Annotated in this window: 18 protein-coding genes and 1 other annotated feature; of the genes, 4 read left to right on the top strand and 14 right to left on the bottom strand. The window is 44.7% G+C overall.

Features of this window, described 5'->3' with window-relative positions; translation table 11 throughout:
• Window positions 1-67 precede the first annotated feature (67 nt).
• The gene (locus BTA31_RS15820; RefSeq protein ID WP_076793124.1) at window positions 68-1,468 is read left to right on the top strand and encodes a YfcC family protein; all 1,401 of its coding nucleotides are present in this window, start codon (window positions 68-70) and stop codon (window positions 1,466-1,468) included.
• Window positions 1,469-2,085: 617 nt separating this feature from the next.
• Window positions 2,086-3,162, top strand: coding sequence for a DUF4352 domain-containing protein (locus BTA31_RS15815; protein ID WP_076793123.1), 1,077 nt, complete (start codon window positions 2,086-2,088; stop codon window positions 3,160-3,162).
• 11 nt (window positions 3,163-3,173) lie between these two features.
• On the opposite strand, the gene BTA31_RS15810 is transcribed toward BTA31_RS15815, so the two are convergent.
• The 3 genes from BTA31_RS15810 to BTA31_RS15800 form a co-directional block, all read right to left on the bottom strand.
• Window positions 3,174-5,258, bottom strand: coding sequence for a class I SAM-dependent methyltransferase (locus BTA31_RS15810; protein ID WP_076793122.1), 2,085 nt, complete (start codon window positions 5,256-5,258; stop codon window positions 3,174-3,176).
• Between the two features lie 87 nt (window positions 5,259-5,345).
• The gene (locus BTA31_RS15805; RefSeq protein ID WP_043926124.1) at window positions 5,346-6,086 is read right to left on the bottom strand and encodes an SDR family NAD(P)-dependent oxidoreductase; all 741 of its coding nucleotides are present in this window, start codon (window positions 6,084-6,086) and stop codon (window positions 5,346-5,348) included.
• Entirely contained in the window at window positions 6,070-6,486 is a 417-nt protein-coding gene (locus BTA31_RS15800; protein WP_076793121.1) for a tautomerase family protein, read from the bottom strand. The genes BTA31_RS15805 and BTA31_RS15800 overlap by 17 nt, the downstream gene beginning before the upstream one ends.
• A gap of 109 nt (window positions 6,487-6,595) precedes the next feature.
• On the opposite strand from BTA31_RS15800, the gene BTA31_RS15795 reads away from it, so the two are divergent.
• Window positions 6,596-7,480, top strand: coding sequence for a LysR family transcriptional regulator (locus tag BTA31_RS15795; RefSeq protein WP_076793120.1), 885 nt, complete (start codon window positions 6,596-6,598; stop codon window positions 7,478-7,480).
• Between the two features lie 72 nt (window positions 7,481-7,552).
• Here the strand turns inward: BTA31_RS15795 and BTA31_RS15790 are convergent, their stop codons facing one another.
• The 6 genes from BTA31_RS15790 to BTA31_RS15765 all read right to left on the bottom strand — a co-directional run bounded on the left by BTA31_RS15790 (window position 7,553) and on the right by BTA31_RS15765 (window position 13,034).
• The gene (locus BTA31_RS15790) at window positions 7,553-8,923 is read right to left on the bottom strand and encodes a sensor histidine kinase (protein ID WP_076793119.1); all 1,371 of its coding nucleotides are present in this window, start codon (window positions 8,921-8,923) and stop codon (window positions 7,553-7,555) included.
• Window positions 8,914-9,576 carry a response regulator transcription factor gene (locus tag BTA31_RS15785; RefSeq protein WP_076793118.1) on the bottom strand — a complete coding sequence of 221 codons (663 nt, stop codon included), beginning with the start codon at window positions 9,574-9,576 and terminating at the stop codon, window positions 8,914-8,916. Before BTA31_RS15785 ends, BTA31_RS15790 begins: the two co-directional genes overlap by 10 nt.
• Before the next feature lie 21 nt (window positions 9,577-9,597).
• Window positions 9,598-10,368: a lantibiotic immunity ABC transporter MutG family permease subunit gene (locus BTA31_RS15780; RefSeq protein WP_076793117.1), complete on the bottom strand. Its 771-nt coding sequence runs from the start codon at window positions 10,366-10,368 to the stop codon at window positions 9,598-9,600.
• 1 nt (window position 10,369) lies between these two features.
• Window positions 10,370-11,128 carry a lantibiotic immunity ABC transporter MutE/EpiE family permease subunit gene (locus BTA31_RS15775; protein ID WP_076793116.1) on the bottom strand — a complete coding sequence of 253 codons (759 nt, stop codon included), beginning with the start codon at window positions 11,126-11,128 and terminating at the stop codon, window positions 10,370-10,372.
• A complete protein-coding gene (locus BTA31_RS15770) occupies window positions 11,125-11,841 on the bottom strand; it encodes a lantibiotic protection ABC transporter ATP-binding protein (RefSeq protein WP_076793115.1) in 717 nt (238 codons plus the stop codon). Before BTA31_RS15770 ends, BTA31_RS15775 begins: the two co-directional genes overlap by 4 nt.
• Before the next feature lie 125 nt (window positions 11,842-11,966).
• On the bottom strand, window positions 11,967-13,034 hold the full coding sequence (locus BTA31_RS15765; RefSeq protein ID WP_076793114.1) for a YecA family protein: 1,068 nt from the start codon (window positions 13,032-13,034) through the stop codon (window positions 11,967-11,969).
• Between the two features lie 213 nt (window positions 13,035-13,247).
• On the opposite strand from BTA31_RS15765, the gene BTA31_RS15760 reads away from it, so the two are divergent.
• On the top strand, window positions 13,248-13,640 hold the full coding sequence (locus BTA31_RS15760) for an RDD family protein (RefSeq protein ID WP_076793113.1): 393 nt from the start codon (window positions 13,248-13,250) through the stop codon (window positions 13,638-13,640).
• 60 nt (window positions 13,641-13,700) lie between these two features.
• Here the strand turns inward: BTA31_RS15760 and BTA31_RS15755 are convergent, their stop codons facing one another.
• The 5 genes from BTA31_RS15755 to BTA31_RS15735 all read right to left on the bottom strand — a co-directional run bounded on the left by BTA31_RS15755 (window position 13,701) and on the right by BTA31_RS15735 (window position 17,949).
• Window positions 13,701-14,645: a DMT family transporter gene (locus tag BTA31_RS15755; RefSeq protein WP_076793112.1), complete on the bottom strand. Its 945-nt coding sequence runs from the start codon at window positions 14,643-14,645 to the stop codon at window positions 13,701-13,703.
• 19 nt (window positions 14,646-14,664) lie between these two features.
• Complete coding sequence (locus tag BTA31_RS15750; RefSeq protein ID WP_043926115.1) at window positions 14,665-14,826, bottom strand: tryptophan RNA-binding attenuator protein inhibitory protein; 162 nt, start codon at window positions 14,824-14,826, stop codon at window positions 14,665-14,667.
• A 100-nt stretch (window positions 14,827-14,926) separates the two neighbouring features.
• Window positions 14,927-15,182 (bottom strand) — a binding site (T-box leader).
• Between the two features lie 165 nt (window positions 15,183-15,347).
• Window positions 15,348-16,100, bottom strand: a complete 753-nt coding sequence (locus BTA31_RS15745; RefSeq protein WP_076793111.1) for a MerR family transcriptional regulator — start codon at window positions 16,098-16,100, stop codon at window positions 15,348-15,350.
• Window positions 16,101-16,230: 130 nt separating this feature from the next.
• A complete protein-coding gene (locus tag BTA31_RS15740; protein WP_076793110.1) occupies window positions 16,231-17,058 on the bottom strand; it encodes a DUF4885 family protein in 828 nt (275 codons plus the stop codon).
• A gap of 63 nt (window positions 17,059-17,121) precedes the next feature.
• Entirely contained in the window at window positions 17,122-17,949 is an 828-nt protein-coding gene (locus tag BTA31_RS15735; RefSeq protein WP_076793109.1) for a PPC domain-containing protein, read from the bottom strand.
• Between the last annotated feature and the right edge of the window lie 74 nt (window positions 17,950-18,023).

Genomic DNA, 18,023 nt, shown 5'->3' with positions numbered 1-18,023 from the left:
CATATCCTCAAAATGTTTAAATATATAATTCTATGAATATTAATACATTATAAAGGAAACGAACGGAATGAGCAATGGCACCCCCCAGAAAACAAAACTGCATTTCCCTCATACTTATGCTTTGATTTTTTTCATTATCATTTTAGCTGCACTGGCTTCATACTTCATTCCATCAGGGGAATTTGAGCGGGTTGAAGAAGACGGCCGAACGGTTATCGTACAAGGGAGCTACAAGCAGACTGACGCCGGTCCGGTCGGTTTTTTCGAAATATTTAAAGCCATACCGGAAGGCATGATTCAATCGGCGGATATTATTTTTTACATCTTTTTAATAGGCGGAGCTTTCGGCATCATCCATCAGACCGGCATGATTCGCGCCGGTGTCCATGTGCTCGTGCAGCGTTTGAAGAAACGCGGCTTCCTTCTGATTCCCGTCACCATGTTCGTCTTTTCCATCGGAGGCGCAACAATCGGTTTGTCTGAAGAGACGATTATTTTTATTCCGATCGGAATCGCTGTTGCAAGAGCGCTTGGCTATGATTCTATGACCGGGCTGGCGATGATTTCCCTAGGCGCGGCTGCAGGATTCACCGGCGGCATGTTGAACCCGTTCACAGTCGGAATCGCACAGACAATTGCGGAAGTCCCTGTGTTTAGCGCCTTCGGTTATAGACTGGCCGTTTATGTTGCCATGCTCGGTTTCTCCATTTTTTATGTGATGCGGTACGCCCAAAAAGTCAAAGCGCACCCAAATACCGGTTTGATGTATGGAAGCGAAACAGAGATGAATAAAGAGACTGCCGCAGGACATGCTGATCTTTCCTTTACCGGAAGACACGGTCTCGTCCTGTTGATCACAGCATTGGGCTTCGGCATCAATATGTTCGGTGTATTTCAATGGGGGTGGTTTTTAAGTGAGCTGTCGGCCGGGTTTCTCATCATCGGCTTTGCCGCCGGCCTTGCGGGAGGACTCGGCATCAACAACACCTTCCATTCATTTGTCGAAGGTATGAAACAGGTTGTATACGGAGCGCTGATCGTCGGCTTCGCCCGTGCCATCGTCATCGTATTGGAAAACGGACATATTATTGATACGATCATCAACAGCCTTGCTTCAGCCATCAGCTCGCTTCCGAACGAAATCAGCGCCATCGGCATGTTTGCCGTGCAAATCGTGATTAACACATTTATTCCATCCGGAAGCGGACAGGCAGCCACAACGATGCCGCTTATGGCTCCGCTGGCCGATTTATTGGGATTCGAACGCCAGATTGCCGTATTCGCGTATCAGTACGGAGACGGAATCACCAACTCAATCATCCCGACCTCCGGTGTATTGATGGCTTCGCTGTCAATCGCAGGCGTCTCTTATGAACGCTGGGTCAAGTTTGTCTGGAAGCTTGTCGCAGGCTGGATCATTATCGGTGCCGCCGCGATTGTGATCGCCATGATAATCGGTATTAAGTAAAAATCCGGAGCTCCAATATGCAGCCGGAGCCCCGGCTGTATTCCCCATATATGCCTCCATCTCCCTGACCATAGAAAAGCCTTAAACCATCAAAACCGGCGTTTCTGCGACGATTGATCTACTAAATTTTAAGCTTAGGTTAAGGAAACCCGAAAACGGGACTTTTTATCTACTGTGGTCCAATTTCAAAATTCACCAACAAAAGAGCGGCTTCTAAACAAAATACTTATATTTTTAACCTGATCCGACTTGTCTTGACCAAAGTAAAAAATGGATAAACCTCAATTAAATGCACCGAAGTGTATGTCATTAGTTTTAGTCTCTTCATACTATCCAAAGTTTGAAAACATGCCTAATCTTGCAAATCATTGCCCAAAATTAGTATTTAACACCTATTTATTAATGATTCTTCAAACCTTAAAATGAGTGATGTTGTTTCTGTTTTTTTAAAGAAACTAAGGAAAAAGGAAGAATTATAATCAAATTTTCACTGTTAGATAAATGAAATGACCGGGACTTGAGTAAGGTTTGTCCCGATGAAGGGCCTTTATACCCTGACCATCTCATTCTTTTCATTTACATAACATTGAAAAAAACAATAAAAAAGGAGACAGACCATGCGAAGTAAAAAGTTTTTTCTAATGATGCTTTTGATGATTGTAGCAGTCGTGTCAACAGCCTGCGGGGGCAGCAAAAGTGCGAGTGAAGAGAAAGAAGATACGAAAAAAGCAGATAATGCAGAAGTTAAAATCCTAAGCTCCGAATATACGCTTCCGGATGATTCATCAACAAACCTGCACGAAAATGAACTTATACTAAAGATCAATGTTTCCGTGAAAAATACAGGAAAAGAACCATTGATGGTTGATAAAAGCCAATTCAGCCTTTACGAAGGCGACTCAAAAATGTCGGACGTCAGCGTCTATGATGAAAGAAACAAGAGGCTTCGCTCTTCTACGCTGAATTCTGACAAAGAAGTCGACGGAAATATCTATTACATCGTTGAAAAGGGCAAAAAGTTTCAGCTTGAATACACACCTGACATGTATGGTGAAAATAAAGCCGATCCTGTCAAATTCGAGATCGACGGCGGCAGCGACGATTTGCTGAAAACAGCCAAAAAACTTGAAGATCCGGCAAAAGCTTTGCTGGCTTACACAGATGTAACGATTTTCGGCAAAGATAATGATAACTTTGATAAACTGGTCGACGAAAACAAGCGTGAAGTCGTTACCGATTACCTTGAAGGCGCTCAAAAATCAATCGTTCGCTCTTTAGGATATTATGATGAAGAAGATGTCGATAAAAAGAAATTGAATAAACTAATCAGCGCCATCCAAAACGCTTATCAAGAAAAATCACAAGTCAAAGCAGTTACAAAATCAATTTCAGGCGATGAAGCAACTGTTGAGGCAACCGTTACGCCAATCGATAATACAGATGTCCAAAAGAAAGTGAAGAAAAGACTTGAAGACTATGTGAAAGACAGCGGCAAAAACTTCATGTCCAGAGATGAATTGATCAATCCTGCGATTGACATCATGAGTGAAGAAATCAAAAAAGCAGAGGCGACTTCAAGTGAGAAAACCGTTGAAGTCAAACTTGAAAAATCAAAAAATGACAAATGGAAAATGGATGCTGATAATTACAAGACCGAACAATACTTCTCAAGCTTCCTTAAAAGCAACAACTAAAAAAAAGCACCCTAGAGGTGCTTTTTTTCAATTACAATAAAACAAGTGCTGTCCGGCAGCGGCACACGGCGGCCGAGCCGGTCTGTCAGCTCGATTTTAGGGTAAAGGTGTTCTTCATACCCTTCCTGCACATAGTGTTCAAACACAAGAATGTTCGCACGTTCCCCTAATTCTTTCTCGATACAGCGGCGGAATTCAGACGGCGTAAAATAGCCGAATTGCTCCTGCACTTCGTGCGGATAGGCTTCTTCTCCCCAAGTATATGTATAGAGGAATTCCATCGCATCATTCACAAACAGTACGGCCGTATCCTTTTCATCCTCAAGAATTTGCACCTTTCTCCCTTTAAAATCATGGACATACCGTTTCAAGAAATCCATTCCATCCGGGTCTTTAAAACGAATCCGCCGCGTTTCCTCTTTGTTTTCGGTCATGATTCCGTCCCTGATGATGATTCTGCCTCCCGGCTTCAGAATATCAAAGGAGCTTTTTAACGCTTGGGCAATAACGAGATGATTAAATTGTTTTCCTTCATACGGAATGTATGAAAACAATTCGTGCAATATCGATGAAAAAACGATGGTGTCGACGCTTTCCTGTTCGAAGTACTCAGGCAGATCCAATGCATCAGCCTGTTTCACATGCCACGGCTTATGTTCGCGCACTTTTCTTTTTTGGAGCTCATCAATGACATTGACGGAAAGGTCGATTCCGATGACCTCTGCTTCAGGATGCTGGTCTGTCAGCAAATCAAGCATGACGCCGCCTCCGGCTCCGATGTCGAGCATTCTTTCTCCAACAGCATAATCGGCAATCTTCTTTTTATAATCTTCGGCACCGTTCATGTCAGACAGATAAGCCGCTTCATTTTGCAGCCGGTCAAACGAATCCTTGCGAAACTCAAAAAAATCATAAAGCAGCACGATCGCCCGTTCATATAAAGGCGATTTCTCCGCTTCCTGGCAAAATTCAATCAGCTTCAGTCCGGCCTGCGAAAATGAAAACGTGACGCCGACAATCTCGGACGCTTGATCAAACGGCTGAACAGCAAGCGAAACGTGTTCATTTACAGGCACCTCGCCGTAAAGCAAATCGCTGATCGACATCTCTTTTAAGCACGCTTCGATAATCCGTTTTTTATAAACATTGATATGCCGCACACCCTGGTAATCACGGTACATGTCCTTCATCAGCGGCTCAAAGCTGATGTGCCTGACTGATAAAGGGTTGACAGAACGAAGCACGAGCAGAAAGATTTTGACAAACTCTTCAAAACTGAACGAAGACAAGGCGGATTCCACATACCATAAATCAATCCGCTGAAAGAAGCGTCTCAACGTATCTTCCGCCGAATGTTCCCTCAAAAACCGCTCGTACCGGCTGCTGTCTTCTCCGGAATCAAGCGCCTGTCCGCGCAGTTTTCTGATCCTTTCCGCAAACGGCCAGTCTTTGTTTCTTTCTCCTGTGCAGATTTGGCCGATTACCCGGTTTACGTCTCGTTCAATTGATTCCCAAAGCGCCGGCGAAACCCCTTCAATGATGCATTTGTTCAGAACGTACAGAACCCGCCTGATGTCGATGTGCTGAAGTTCGGATGCTTCAATCCAATCGATAAGAGGAGTGAATTGGCGATACCTTGTTTCCCCGCGGATATACTGTCCGACGAGTCCATGCGTCAAAATCAAAATATAAATGAGTTCCTCAATAGCCTGCCGTTCCGGCATGTACGCCTGTCTTCGATCAGCATAAATCTGTGCTGACCCAATATTATGGATCGCAAGCTGAAAGCCGCTCTCACGCCATTCCTTTCTTTTATGAGGCAGGCCGCATTTAGCCGCTTCACTCCATATGAGAACCTCTTCAATGATTTCTTTTTCCAGCTCAGGAATGTCAGCTTTCTCCAAGATGGAGAGCGTCTGTTCAACATAAAGAAAAACGGGATTCTGAGGCATGTTCTCCAGCGAAGATATCCGCTCCAGATTGACATTTTGTTCTTCAGTTAAAACGAGATACTTGAGCCATTCGGCATCCCGCAAAACGTGATAGTCCCCGCTTTTTACTTTTTCAATGGCTTCTAACGATTGTAAACGCCTCATACGTTCTTCCCTCTTTTTTCTATTTCGATATGATTTATCATAAGGTAAATGGTTTCATATAGAAATAGGATAATAGGCTTATAATCGCTATAATGTTTGACCACAGTCCGCCGTTAAGATTTGGCCTGTAACTGTTTCTTGTTCGAGCAGCGCACAAATGAGCAAGGCGATATCTTCCGGTTCTGCTATCCGCTCAAGCGGGAGCTTTTGGCTGAGCCGTTTCATTTTCTCTTCGTTCCCCTCCCACCATCTTGTCGATACCGCGCCCGGTGCCACACAGCTTACCCTAATATCAGGAGCAAGCGCATGCGCCAATGATTTCGTCAGACCGTGGACTGCCGCTTTTGATACGGCATAGGGTAACGAAGAACCTGAACCGGTAAGCCCGGCGATACTGCCGACATTTACGATGGCGCCTTGTTTATTTTGCTTCATAAAAGGTGCCGCCGCTCTCGCACAATAAAACATTCCTTTGACATTTACCGCATACAGTTCATCCCAGACTTCTTCAGAAGCCCCCTCCAAGTCATCAAGCTCGATATGCCTGGTGATGCTTGCATTGTTGACGAGCAAATCGACGGTACCGAATTCGCGCACCGCCCGATCAAACATGTCTTGAACTTCACTGATCTTAGAAACATCGGCTTTAACCGCGAGCGCGCGGCCGCCTTGACTTTCAATCATCCCAACCGTCTCTTCAGCCTCCGCTTTGGAACGCGAATAGTTGACAACAACCGCTGCGCCCCGGTTTGCCAAAGCGAGCGATACCGCTCTGCCGACCCCTGTGCCGCCTCCTGTGACAAGGGCTGTTTTATCTTTTATTTCCATTTCCCAACGCTCCTTTTTCAACTGATGCAAGCTGTGCTGTACCATTCCCAAACGACCAATTCTCTTTTACGTTTTCAGCTGCAATGATCATGACGTCCTCTTGGCGGATGCCGGCGTTTTTTTGTAAACACTCTGCAACTCGTTGATACAAAGCCTGCTTTTTTTCGATCGGTCTCTCTTTCATTGTGATGTGAATATAGATTAAATCCTTCGTCCGTTTGATGTTCATATAGCCGGGATCGAAAAAGAACTCTTCCTCATCGTGCTGGGTGATGACCTGAAAATAATCGTCTTCCGGAACATCGATCGTCTCCGTCATCGCTTGGTGAACCGATCTGCTGATCCGGCGAAGCTCTTCTTTGGATCTTCCTTTTAAAAGATCCATCCTGACAAATGGCATATATTCATTCCTCCTTTGTATTGTTTAATAGTGTATAACGGTTATATCATTTTGTATAATTGAATCATTTGAAGGATTCATTCAATTTTATTGAACTTGAGGTGATAGGATGGATTTCAAAACGTTAAAGACGTTTCATAAAATCGTGGCTTGCGGGAGCTTTAACCGTGCGGCTGAAGAACTGAATTATGCGCAGTCCACGGTCACAATGCAAATCAAAAAGCTCGAAGAAGACCTCGGCATTCGTTTGCTTGAGCGGGGGAAAACATTCCGTCTGACTGAAGCCGGCAGGCTCTTTTTTGAAGAAAGCAGACATATTGTTAAGGACATGGATCACCTTCAACATCATATGGCCGACTTATTGCTTGGCGAAGCGGGAAATATCCGTCTGGGAGCGGTCGAACCGATCGCGAGCTGTGAATTACCGCGGATTTTGGGGAGATTTTTAGCGGATTATCCAAAGATCCGGGTTTCCGTAGATATCGCCAACTCGTCGGCATTGGGAGAACGGCTGGTTCAAGGCACCCTGGATCTTGCCGTCTGTTCGACTCCGGCTATGGGAACTGATCTTTATTTTGAACCGCTTTATGCTGAAGAGCTTGTAGTGCTGCTCCCTGAAGGACACCCCGCCGGAAACAATGAACGCATCCATCTGAAGGATATCAGGGAACACCGCCTGCTGATCACGGCCAACAATTGCACCTACCGGAAGAAAGTCGAAATCGCGTTTCAGGAACTACCGGGGAGCCAAATGAACACGATGGAGATCGGAAGCATGACCGCCTTGAAAAACTATGTTGCCGCAGGACTCGGCGTGGCCCTGATTCCGAAAAGCATCGTTTCCCCTCCTCCTCCGGGAACGATTGTCCGGTTCATCGGCGATGACCCGATCAGCGTAACCTTCGGCATCCTTTGCAAAACCGCGGCGTTCCCGCTGAAACAGGCGGGTGCAAAGCTGTATCAATATTTGAAACAGGAACTGGGAGAACCGTAAAAAACCTTCCGGCTGATGTCGGAAGGTTTGGGATGATGACATGATGGGATATGGAATGATGATGATCTGGCCTCAGAGCGGGATGGTCACTTGCACCTGTCCGCCTCCTGATTCACCGTTTTTAATCGCTAAATCACCTTGATGAAGCTTGACAACACGAAGCGCAAAGGTAAGTCCCATACCGTAATGTCCATTCGATGTCCGGCTTTTATCTTCCATATAGAAAAGCTCGGCAGCTTTCTGCAGGCCTTCTTGAGAAAACCCTTTTCCGCTGTCAGTGATTGTGAAAATCAATTGATCCGCCGTACACACAGCTTCAAAATCGATTCTCCCGCCTTCTGGTGTATGATCTGCGGCGTTCGTCATGATGTTCATCAACGCTCGATGAAGCAGCTGTTTGTCAAACATTGCTTTTTTCCCTTCAAGGTTTTGTTCTTTCAACACAATGTCAATCGATTTGTTCCCTATGTAAGCTTCAGTGTCATTAAGAACACTTTCGACTAACGGTTTCACAGCACCTTCTCTGTATTCGGTATGTAATGCTTCCTCCGTTTTTGACAAATGGATTAATTGGTCAATGTACTGATCGATTTTTTGCCCCGCATCAAGGATGTATCTGATATATTCCGACTGCTCTTGATTTTGCGGTGATAAGCTCAGCAACTCCGCATTACCTTTAATAATGGTCATTGGAATTTTAATGTCATGAGCCAATGCGCCGATCTGTTCTTTTTTCGTTTTCTCTAAATGCCACTGCGCCCGGAGGGAGGCTTGGAGGGCATTTCTCATGTCCATCAGGGAACTGATCACATGATCAAATTCCTTAATATTCGAGAACTCCGGAGTGAAATTTAAATTCTGTTTTTTTATTTGCTCAGCGATGGTGTTTAATGTTTGAAAATGATCTTTTAACCTGTTTGCAAATCGGGTTGTCACCGTAAAAACGACCGTAATTAAAAGAAGAATGATGATGCAAATGCTTGTCAGCTCATAGTTCGGGAGAAGCCGTCTCAGCAGGGGAGACCGAAACTCAGCGCGCAAAGGATACTCCAATACACAATACTCGTCTTTGCGTTCGATGATCATATAGCCTTTTTGACTCAAAGTGACATATGGCCTGCTTTCTATTTTTTTCCGTACAATCGAAAGATTCGTTTCTTCCATGTTTCCCGCTGTCTTTTGTTTCGATTTTTTATCCAGTATGGCGTACAGCATCGTATCGGGTATCATGTCTTCCGTTATCCGTTCAGCCGATTGAAGCCCGGGCTTAAGCTTTTCAGCTTCGATTTCATTGTAGTTGGCAGGATAAAACAGCCCTGCATTCATTCCTATCATATTGATCAAAACATATAAACCTGTGATCGCGATCAGGCAGAGACTCAAAGTAAGCATATATTTGATCAGTTCTCTGCGCAGCGTCTTTTTTTTACGGATTATTCCCATCTGTATCCTACGCCCCATACCGTTTTGATCGGATCTCTATTGTGTTCTTTGCATTTTTTTCGAATCGTGCGGATAAATTCGGTTATCGTTGAGTATAAAGCATTGCCTTCCAGCCCGTATACATGATCATAAATTTCTTCTCTTGTAAAGGTTCGTCCTTTATGCTGAGCCAAGAGCTCACATATTTTAAATTCATTTTTTGTTAAATTCAGCTTTTGATCATGAATAAATACTTCTTTGCTGTCAAAGTGAAATAAAAAACCGGAAATCACCCGTTTAGTCTCGTGTTTCTCTCTTCTTTCCCTTCTCAAGTGTGCATTTACTCTTGCACTGAGCTCAAGAACGCCGAAGGGTTTTGAAATATAGTCGTCTCCTCCAGTCAAGAGGCCTTTAACGATGGCCTCTTCCTCCGTCTTAGCGGTGAGAAACAGAATCGGACAATCTACCAGCGGCCGGATTTTCTCGCATAATTCAAACCCGTCCACCCCCGGCATCATCACATCAAGCAAAATTAAATCATACCCTGAAAACACGTCGAGAGATTCGGTGTTAACTTGACTTAGCGTATGAACTTGATGCTGATCGCGGCGCAAAATATTTTGTATGAGTACAAGAATATCTTTCTCATCATCTACTGCCAAAATTTTCGCCACTTGCTGACCACCCTTTTTTCATTATTCATAAGCTTTTCTTCCTTCCCAGCGGGTAAACCAAATGATGCTTAGAGCGAATACAGCTATTATAGCAAATACCAAGATGAAAGCCCCCTGCTTGATTTCCCCGTATAGAACAGAACGCAGGGACGGATCAATTTGGACAAATCGGTCAATTCCCTTATACCCTGCCAGCCTGATTCCCCATGCCCAAGGATTATATTTCCAAATAACATCGCCCAATCCGGTATTCATCAGGGCTGTCATCAAAAGGCCTGCCCCGCCTATTAAAACCGAAGCCCCCATTCCGAATATACAGCTGATCAAAAAATAAATGAAATAAAGTGTGACACTTCCAGCTGCCAGCCATGCCCCAGCCTCTAAAAAAAGGGCGCTTGGCAGGTTCGGTACATGAAAAAGAACTTTGAGCCCCAATAAGTAGAGTCCAATAGCCAAGAATAACGCACAAATGTTCATGATCAGAAGCAGCGTGACTTTGCTTAAATAAGCCGTTAATTTAGGCGCCGTACTGCCCAACAGCACTTGAAAATGACCTGCCCGCTCCTCTAATGAAGCCGTCATTCCGCACACAATTCCAATCAGAAGCGGCAGCGCAATCGCAATTGCTTCAATATACGTGCGATATAATTGATACGGATCCTGTTCTCTGTTATAGAAATAAAGCAGAAAGACACCCGCACAGATAACCGGAACGGTCAAGTGAAGCCAAATAAAAGATGTACGCTTTGTTTTTTGAAAATCAGTCGCCAGGCATCTGAAAAATAACAACAAATCAAACCGCCTCCCGTTTTATCGATTTGCGATCAACGGCAGGGGAAAAAGACCGCCTGGTGAGACGAGCCAAAATAGCAAATAAAACAACAGATAGAACCGCAGCCGGAGGAACGACTGCCCAGCTCGTTAAAGGATCACCGTTTTCAAGAGGCACACCGTTTGGATGGATACCAATGGTCGGGCACATGACCCTGATCGGCCAGCTCCAAGGATTCAGCCACCAGAAAGGGCTTGATGCCGACATGATGCCCAACACGATACTGCCCAGCATATTGAACAAAACGGCAGATATAAACCCGAACTTTCGCGCTATCCATAAACAGATGGGGATCTCCCATAGTGTCGTGAGCCAAAGCAGCAGATTCGCGGCAATGACTGTCAAATGAATACTCGAAAATTGAGGAATGACAAACTGCATCACAACCATGAATCCTAAAAAAACAGCTTGAGATGCTAAAGAATAGAGCGCAATGACGCTTATTTTTGCATACCAGACCATATGTAACTGTACAGGAGAAGAAAAAATGCCGTTATAATTCGACGCTTTCTTTTCTTTCTGGTGTGATAGTGCACAAAGCAATGCGATCATAACCGGCATGAAGATGATAGACCACCAATTATATGTACCTGCTACAAAAAATCCCGGATTCATTAAAAAGGCGAAGCAAATATTAATCAAAGGCACAATGAAGATCATTTTTCTCGAAAATGTTCTTTTAAACTTCAAGTTTTCCGCTTTTACATAATATCCGATCATTGTTCTCCGCCTTCTTTCTCCCGCGTTGATTTGACAACATCCATAAAAAGCCGCTCAAGATCGTCTCCCTTATTGATTCTCCCCTGATATCCGAGGTACCCTCCGCTGATAATCCCGATATGGTCTGCGATCTGCTCGACTTCCGACAAAATGTGGCTTGATAATATGACCGTCATCCCTTGCTTGGGAAATGACCTGATCAGTTCCCTCAACTCTTGTATACCGATCGGGTCAAGACCGTTAGTGGGCTCATCAAGTATGAGTAGTTTAGGGCGATTTAAAAGGGCGATGGCGATCCCCAGCCTCTGCCTCATCCCCATAGAGAACTGCCCCGCCTTTTTCTTTCCGGCATGATGCATATCAACAGTTTTAAGCACCTCTGTAATTCTCGCATCCGGAAGACCCAATAATGTGGCATGCACTTTGGCATTCTCGTAGGCTGTTAAATTATCATACAGAGGCGGGGATTCTATTAAAGAACCGATGTCTTTTAATACGGACCTTTTCCATTTCCGTCCCTCAAACAAAATGTCCCCGGCAGTCGGATTTAAGATTCCGGTTAAAAGTTTTAAAGTCGTTGATTTTCCAGCTCCATTCGGTCCAAGCAATCCGTAAATACTGTTCTTTTTAACTGACAATGAGACGTCTGAGACCGCTGGCGACCTTCCAAACTTTTTTTGAAGATGCCTTGTTTCCAGTAGAATTGTACTCATCATAATCTCTCCTTGTTTGATCTGATCGGTACCGATATCTTAAAATATCTTTCTCAAGATTTAATCAGAATCAAACGCAAAAAACCCTCCGGTTCCCCGGAAGGTTTAGCAGTTGTGTGAGCTTTTTAAGAAGGCATAAGCTCAAGATGATGGTCAAGTTCATCCTGCAGAACGGCTTCAATATCTTTAAAACGATTCGATACGGTCGAAGCACTGACGCCGTATTTTTTTGCAAGCTTTGCCTGGGATATCGATTTTTCCGATTTGGAGATCGAATTGATAAAATACTCCAAAGCAGCTGCAAAGGCTTCTGTTTTTTTAATGACCGGTGCTTTTTTGGCACAATACGATTTCCAAAGGCCGACCGCCCAGGACACAAATGATTCAGAATGTCCTTCGTCAAGCATACCTTTCTCAAAAACGAGCGCTGTTTCTTTTTCCATCTCATTGGCCCATTCGATGTCTTCCGACCCTTGTTCAGACGGTGCATTCTCTTCCTGCCGGCAAAGATGCATTAACACATGATGAAAATCCTCTCTCATCAGCTGTTCTTTCGTCCCGCCTTTTTCTGTAAAACGTTTTAAAGCCTCGCTTAGCCTGTTTTTGAGAACATCCGCCATTTTTGCAGGATAGATGGTGAATTGTAAGAAGAACTCGGTATGGCTTCCGATCTTGATCGGAAAGCCGAGCACGTACTCGCCTACAAAAGGCCCTTCCCGTTTCACATTCATCCTCACGGTTAGCTCTTCATTTGTTACAGCATCCTCAAAGCGAATGCCGCCATCTGTTATATGTTTCACACGCAGCAATGCGGGTGAGAGGTCTTTCCACGATTGAACGGCTTCCTTTGTCTGCGATCTGAGAATCGAAGATCCTTTTTTCTGCAAAAAGTCTTCAAAAATCGTCAATCCTCCATCTGCCAGCGGACGGGCAAATACTCCCCACACGCCCAGGTTAAAAACACATATCTTTTGTGCAGACTGATCCAAGTCTGACAGAAAAGAATACTGATTGAGAAATTGATCGATTGTATCTTTATGTTCTGTAAAGGCGAATTCCATGACGTCTTTCTGGATTTGTTTCAATTCCTGCACCGCGACAGCCGGAAACGCTCCCTCTGCTTTGCCGCAGCATTTTTTATATTTCAGCCCGCTGCCGCAGGGGCAAGGCATATTTCTCTTTACTTTTCCCACGTTTAAACCTCCGTATCTTATACTACAACTTATTTATTTTATCAAAACTTTCAGGAGGGGGAAATCCGATAATGAAAATCAGTATGATTTAGCTGAAAAGTAAAATTTTATAAAAGAGGTCAAAAGGTTTATTTAAAAATAGAAAAAAAGACTATAAAATGGTTAATGTTGTGTTTTTATCATTCATTTATAATAGAGAGGAAGTTATACATATTGCAATACGCTGGTTTTTGGGTTAGAGCGGGGGCATGGTTGATCGATTGCGTATTGGCGGTCGGATTACACTTTTCATCCGCACTGATATTCGGAGACGGATCTCCTGAGGTTGCTGCAGCAGCCCTGCTGGTATACGTTTTGTATCCGCTTTTGATGCCGCTGACAAAGCTCCAGGGCACGATTGGAAAAGCAATTTTTAAAATTTGCATCGTTTCTGATGATACGGGCCAGCGGATTAAGCTTTGGCAGGCTTTCGTGCGCTACATCGTCTCATGGGTGCATATCGTCTTCAGTCTGCTCTATTTAACCGTCGTTTTTTCAGGAACGAAACAAGCTGTCCACGATTTCGCGGCTAGAACATATGTCATGAAAACGGCCGACACGGAGTGAACGACTTTTATGCATTTAAAATGCATAAAGGCAGTGAAAAAGGGATATGAATCCCTTTTTCTATTTCCGGTATTCCAGCAGACTGATGGTCAGAAGCACCAAGAAGCATCCCAGCCACTGAACGGGAGTTAAACGTTCGTTTAAAAACAAAACACCTCCGAAGATCGTGAGGACGGGGCCGATCATGGAAATGACGGCCCCTCGCTCCGCTCCTATCCGCTTCATGCCTTCCAGCATAAATAAAAAAGGAATGACCGTCGTCACCGCCGCAATGATCATAAAAAAACCATACATTGCAGGAGGATAAGAAAGCAGGATTCCCGGTTGTTCTCCCGTCGCGCGAAGCAGCGCATAACCGGCCATCGCAAGACTTGCCGCCGACATTCCATAGGCATTCATCCGAATCCCGCCGATTTGACGGACAAGTCCTCCCGCCACAACAAGATAGACCGCATAGGCAACAGCGGACAATAAGATCAAAAAAGCCCCTGACAGGTTCGCTTCAAATGCTTGCACATCCCATCCGCCGACAGCCAAGAACAGCCCGGCATTCACAAGCATGATGGCGGCAAACGTTTGACCCGAGATCATTTTTTTATTTACAAAAGCCGTTATCATCAATACGAATATGGGATAGCTCATCACAATCATCCGTTCAACGATGGCCGAAACATCATGAAGGCCGATAAAATCAAGCAATGGCGACAGAAAAAAACAAAGCAATCCGGCCGCATAAGCTTTAAAAATCTCCGTTTTTTCTGGTTTAGCCGGAAGCTTTGAACGATACACTATAAAAATCAGCCAAAACAGCGGCGCCGCAAATAATTGCCGGTACAACAGCACCGCTTCCGGCTGTGCACCTTGTTCATAAGCCCATTTGACAAAAATGGATTTTGAAGCAAAACACATCGTCCCAAATACCATAAAAACAACCCCGGCCGCTTTTCGAACGCCGCCTTGAATATGGCCGCTCTGCTCAGTTGTACTCTTCTCTGCTCGACTCAACTCTCAACACCTGTCCTTTTTATTCGTTGATATGTTTTTTTATAAAATGGAGCAATGTGCTTCCCTGCGCCGTCAAAATCACACCTTTTCCCGAACATTTTGGACAAGGCTCCGGCTCTTCTCTTCCGCTTCCATTGCAATTTGGACATGTCGTTTCCAAATCGTCCGTTGCAATCACCATTTACCATCACACCTCCGTTTCCGTTTAACATGATGCGGCCACTCCGGCCAGCCTTCCTCCATGGCCACCACCTCCTTAAAAATACAAAAAACCCCCGTCACAAAAGGACGAGGGTCTCGCGGTACCACCTTTATTAATCGCATAAACGATTCGCTCGGAACATACGGAAAGGGAACAGTCAGCCCTTTCGATACGCTTCTCTTGATAACGGAGAGAACATCCCGGCCCCGCCTACTGTCTTTCAGCGAAGCGATTCAGAAGCCCATTCGGCATCAGAAGGGCATCGGTTCACACCAGCCACCGACTCTCTTAAACCCATGCTCTGACACGTACTTGCTCTTCCTCAATATCGTTTAACCGTACATGATTTGTAAAAAATATATTACTCTGAAAATTAGCAGGTGTCAAACAGCGGCTTGTTTTTTTAATGGCATTATGAATTGTTTTTGCAGACTCAAGCGCAACTTCAAAAAAACCGCCTAAAAGGTCATTTCACAACCTTATCAGGCGGTTTCCAGCGATTATTCCTTATTCCTGTCAGCAAACACCGTCATGGCGTCGCACATGAACTTTGCCAAGCCGGCGCCGTATTGATCGATGTTTTTCGTAAAGCGCTCGTCAGCCACATACATTTGTCCTAGACCTTTGAAAGCTTCAAGCGAATAGCTGTGGCCGGTGTTATTGTTTAGAAAGTCGTACCATTCCTTTATAGCTGCCTGTGCTTCCTCTGAGTCTGGGGCGCCTTCTCTAAGAGCGGCAATTTTTCTGTAAATGGCATCATATTGCTGTTCCATCTTTTTTCGTTCACCTTCGGACATCGATTCGATATAGGCCTTCGATCTGTCGACGGCTTCATCGCCCCAGCGTTCCCGCGCTTCTTCCTCATACGGGTTTTGACTGAAATCAAATCCCGCGAATTTTTCCTCGTTTGTCATGTTGATTTCTCCTTTCGCAAATTGAATCGTTTTATCGATTGTCGCAATCATTTGATCAAGCCGGCTTCTCTTCTCCAGCAACGCCTTCCGATGGAGCTGAAGCGCCTCATTCTTGTCAAATGAAGGGTTCTCAAGAATGCTTTTAATCTTTTTTAAAGGGAAGTCAAGCTCTCTAAAAAACAGGATTTGCTGCAGCGTTTCCAGATCGTCATCTGAATACAGCCGATATCCGGCTTCGGTTGTCTCCGACGGAGCTAATAATCCGATTTCATCATAATGATGCAGTGTGCGCACACTGATGCCGACTAAATCGGCTACTTCCTTTACTTTCATTTTCATCCATCTGACCTCCCTTCGATATCGACTATAAAGTATCCCGCAACGTGAGGGTCAATGCGAAATTTGAAATTTTTTTCACGAATTTTTTTATACAAACAAAAAACCCGGCAAAATCGCTTTGCCAGGTCTTTTAAAAATTGTTCAGCAAGACTTCTTTAAGAAATGGATCATCCAGCCACTCGTTCAGCTGCCCCGCGGAGAATCCTTTTGATACATTGAGATCGATGAGCGTTCCGCCGGAATAGCCGAAAGAAGCCGATCTGTCCGCAATGGTGTCAGGCCCTTTTGCCAGGACATTCTTCAACTTCTTCAGCATGTTTTGAAAGCTCTTCTCCATGTCACTTTTCGGGTCTTTAGCTGCTTCAATCACTTGGATGAGCTTCTCATTTCCGCCTTCAAGCTCTCCTTTTTCATCCAAACTGACATCAGCCAAAGACAGCCCGGTGATCGTTTTCAAAAACTCATTCACATGCCATTTTTCATAAGCTTCTTTATCCAACGGCGTTCCATTTTGTTCACCGATCAGTTCCGCATGGCTCAACAGACGCGCACCGAACCGTTTATCGCTGTCGTTTAAAACAGCTTCGATCCGGGTTCTTTTTTGTTCGTCTTCCATGCCTTCAACTGTAATCCGGTTATGTCCGTCAACATGCAATGTCAGATGTTCGCTTTCGGAAAGGGAAATTCCGTTCTCCCGCAGCGCCCCTTCGATCTGGCTGTTCAAACGCTGCCTGTCTACATAAAGATTATAGATCTCAAATTGAACGCCGTTCATTTGTGATCGTAATGACGGTGCATTTTTTTGAGCCGCTTCAGCCTGTTTGCTGATGGAAAGGGTGTCTGTTTGGCTGACGGCCATTCTCTTGGAACCTCTAGTCTTGGCCGGCATCTCCGCGGCGGCAGGCTTCATCAGCTGCTCGGAATAAAGCGAAAGTTTTACCCTGTCTCTAATATTCATGGGAGCTCCTTTCATGCCAATTACATTCGATTACTTTTTATATCGGCCGTAATATGGATCTGTTTACCAGCCGTATGTTGAATCGTATTGATAATTGATCTTCAGCTGCGGCGATCTCCACGTTGAACTGCTCCAAGCGAGCGAATAGTATCTCACATTCCATGTCGTTTTGACCGGAAGCGCAAGTTCAGGCTTTAGATCCGGAAACAGTGTGCCGCCTGAAACTGATGTGTGCCAAACGCCTTCTTCCTTGTTCAGAACTTCCCTGTAGGTGTGTCCGAGACTCGGAGAGATTGTTCCCTCGGCGGAAACGCTTTTCACAATCGCCCCTTCGGGAATGGCCGAGACATTGGCAAGATTGATTGCGGCAACCGGAGAAAAGACTCCCTGTCCCGGGCTTGAGATGGATGACGGAGACAAATTCGCCGTATAAGCACCGCTCTTCATTCTGTCGATAAACTCAAGTCTGTAAAATCCCCATCCGTCATATGAACCGTCTTTAGACATGACGACCGCAATGTATCGGCCTGTCTCCGGAACATCCAAGCGGATGATTTCATTTTGGTTTCCCGTTCTTTCAGAAGATCCTACTGCGGGATAGCCGTAAGAATCTTTAAATAAGTAAAGGTCATAATCTGTATTTGCCGGGATGTTCTTTAGGTGAATGGCAAGCTGTTCTCCCTTTGTCGCGTAAAATTTGTAATAATCTTTATCGCTTTCGCTGTGAATCGTCGCCGAAATCGTCTTGTATTTCCACAATCCTAAATCATAAGCCTCAGCGAAAGAATTGTTGGGTTCATACTCATCTTCGTAAACATTTGCCGAAGCCGAAAATGCTGGAATCGCCATCAAAAACAAACTGAACACGAACAGATACAAACTTTTTTTCATTTGTCCTTGCCTCCCGTTTATTCATCACCATAAAGGAACTCCCTTCCTAATATCGGTAATAAAGCTGGAAGTTT

The organism is Bacillus haynesii, assembly GCF_001969855.1.
Lineage (GTDB): Bacteria > Bacillota > Bacilli > Bacillales > Bacillaceae > Bacillus > Bacillus haynesii.
Note: the sequence above shows the minus strand (reverse complement) of the source record. Positions and strands in the feature narration are given on the sequence as shown.

Bases quoted from the DNA above. Each gene is read 5' to 3' on its own strand.
- BTA31_RS15820 (WP_076793124.1), top strand. From the start codon at position 68: ATGAGCAATGGCACCCCCCAGAAAACAAAACTGCATTTCCCTCATACT.
- BTA31_RS15815 (WP_076793123.1), top strand. From the start codon at position 2,086: ATGCGAAGTAAAAAGTTTTTTCTAATGATGCTTTTGATGATTGTAGCA.
- BTA31_RS15810 (WP_076793122.1), bottom strand. From the start codon at position 5,258: ATGAGGCGTTTACAATCGTTAGAAGCCATTGAAAAAGTAAAAAGCGGG.
- BTA31_RS15805 (WP_043926124.1), bottom strand. From the start codon at position 6,086: ATGGAAATAAAAGATAAAACAGCCCTTGTCACAGGAGGCGGCACAGGG.
- BTA31_RS15800 (WP_076793121.1), bottom strand. From the start codon at position 6,486: ATGCCATTTGTCAGGATGGATCTTTTAAAAGGAAGATCCAAAGAAGAG.
- BTA31_RS15795 (WP_076793120.1), top strand. From the start codon at position 6,596: ATGGATTTCAAAACGTTAAAGACGTTTCATAAAATCGTGGCTTGCGGG.
- BTA31_RS15790 (WP_076793119.1), bottom strand. From the start codon at position 8,923: ATGGGAATAATCCGTAAAAAAAAGACGCTGCGCAGAGAACTGATCAAA.
- BTA31_RS15775 (WP_076793116.1), bottom strand. From the start codon at position 11,128: ATGATCGGATATTATGTAAAAGCGGAAAACTTGAAGTTTAAAAGAACA.
- BTA31_RS15770 (WP_076793115.1), bottom strand. From the start codon at position 11,841: ATGAGTACAATTCTACTGGAAACAAGGCATCTTCAAAAAAAGTTTGGA.
- BTA31_RS15750 (WP_043926115.1), bottom strand. From the start codon at position 14,826: ATGGTGATTGCAACGGACGATTTGGAAACGACATGTCCAAATTGCAAT.
- BTA31_RS15745 (WP_076793111.1), bottom strand. From the start codon at position 16,100: ATGAAAATGAAAGTAAAGGAAGTAGCCGATTTAGTCGGCATCAGTGTG.
- BTA31_RS15740 (WP_076793110.1), bottom strand. From the start codon at position 17,058: ATGAATATTAGAGACAGGGTAAAACTTTCGCTTTATTCCGAGCAGCTG.
- BTA31_RS15735 (WP_076793109.1), bottom strand. From the start codon at position 17,949: ATGAAAAAAAGTTTGTATCTGTTCGTGTTCAGTTTGTTTTTGATGGCG.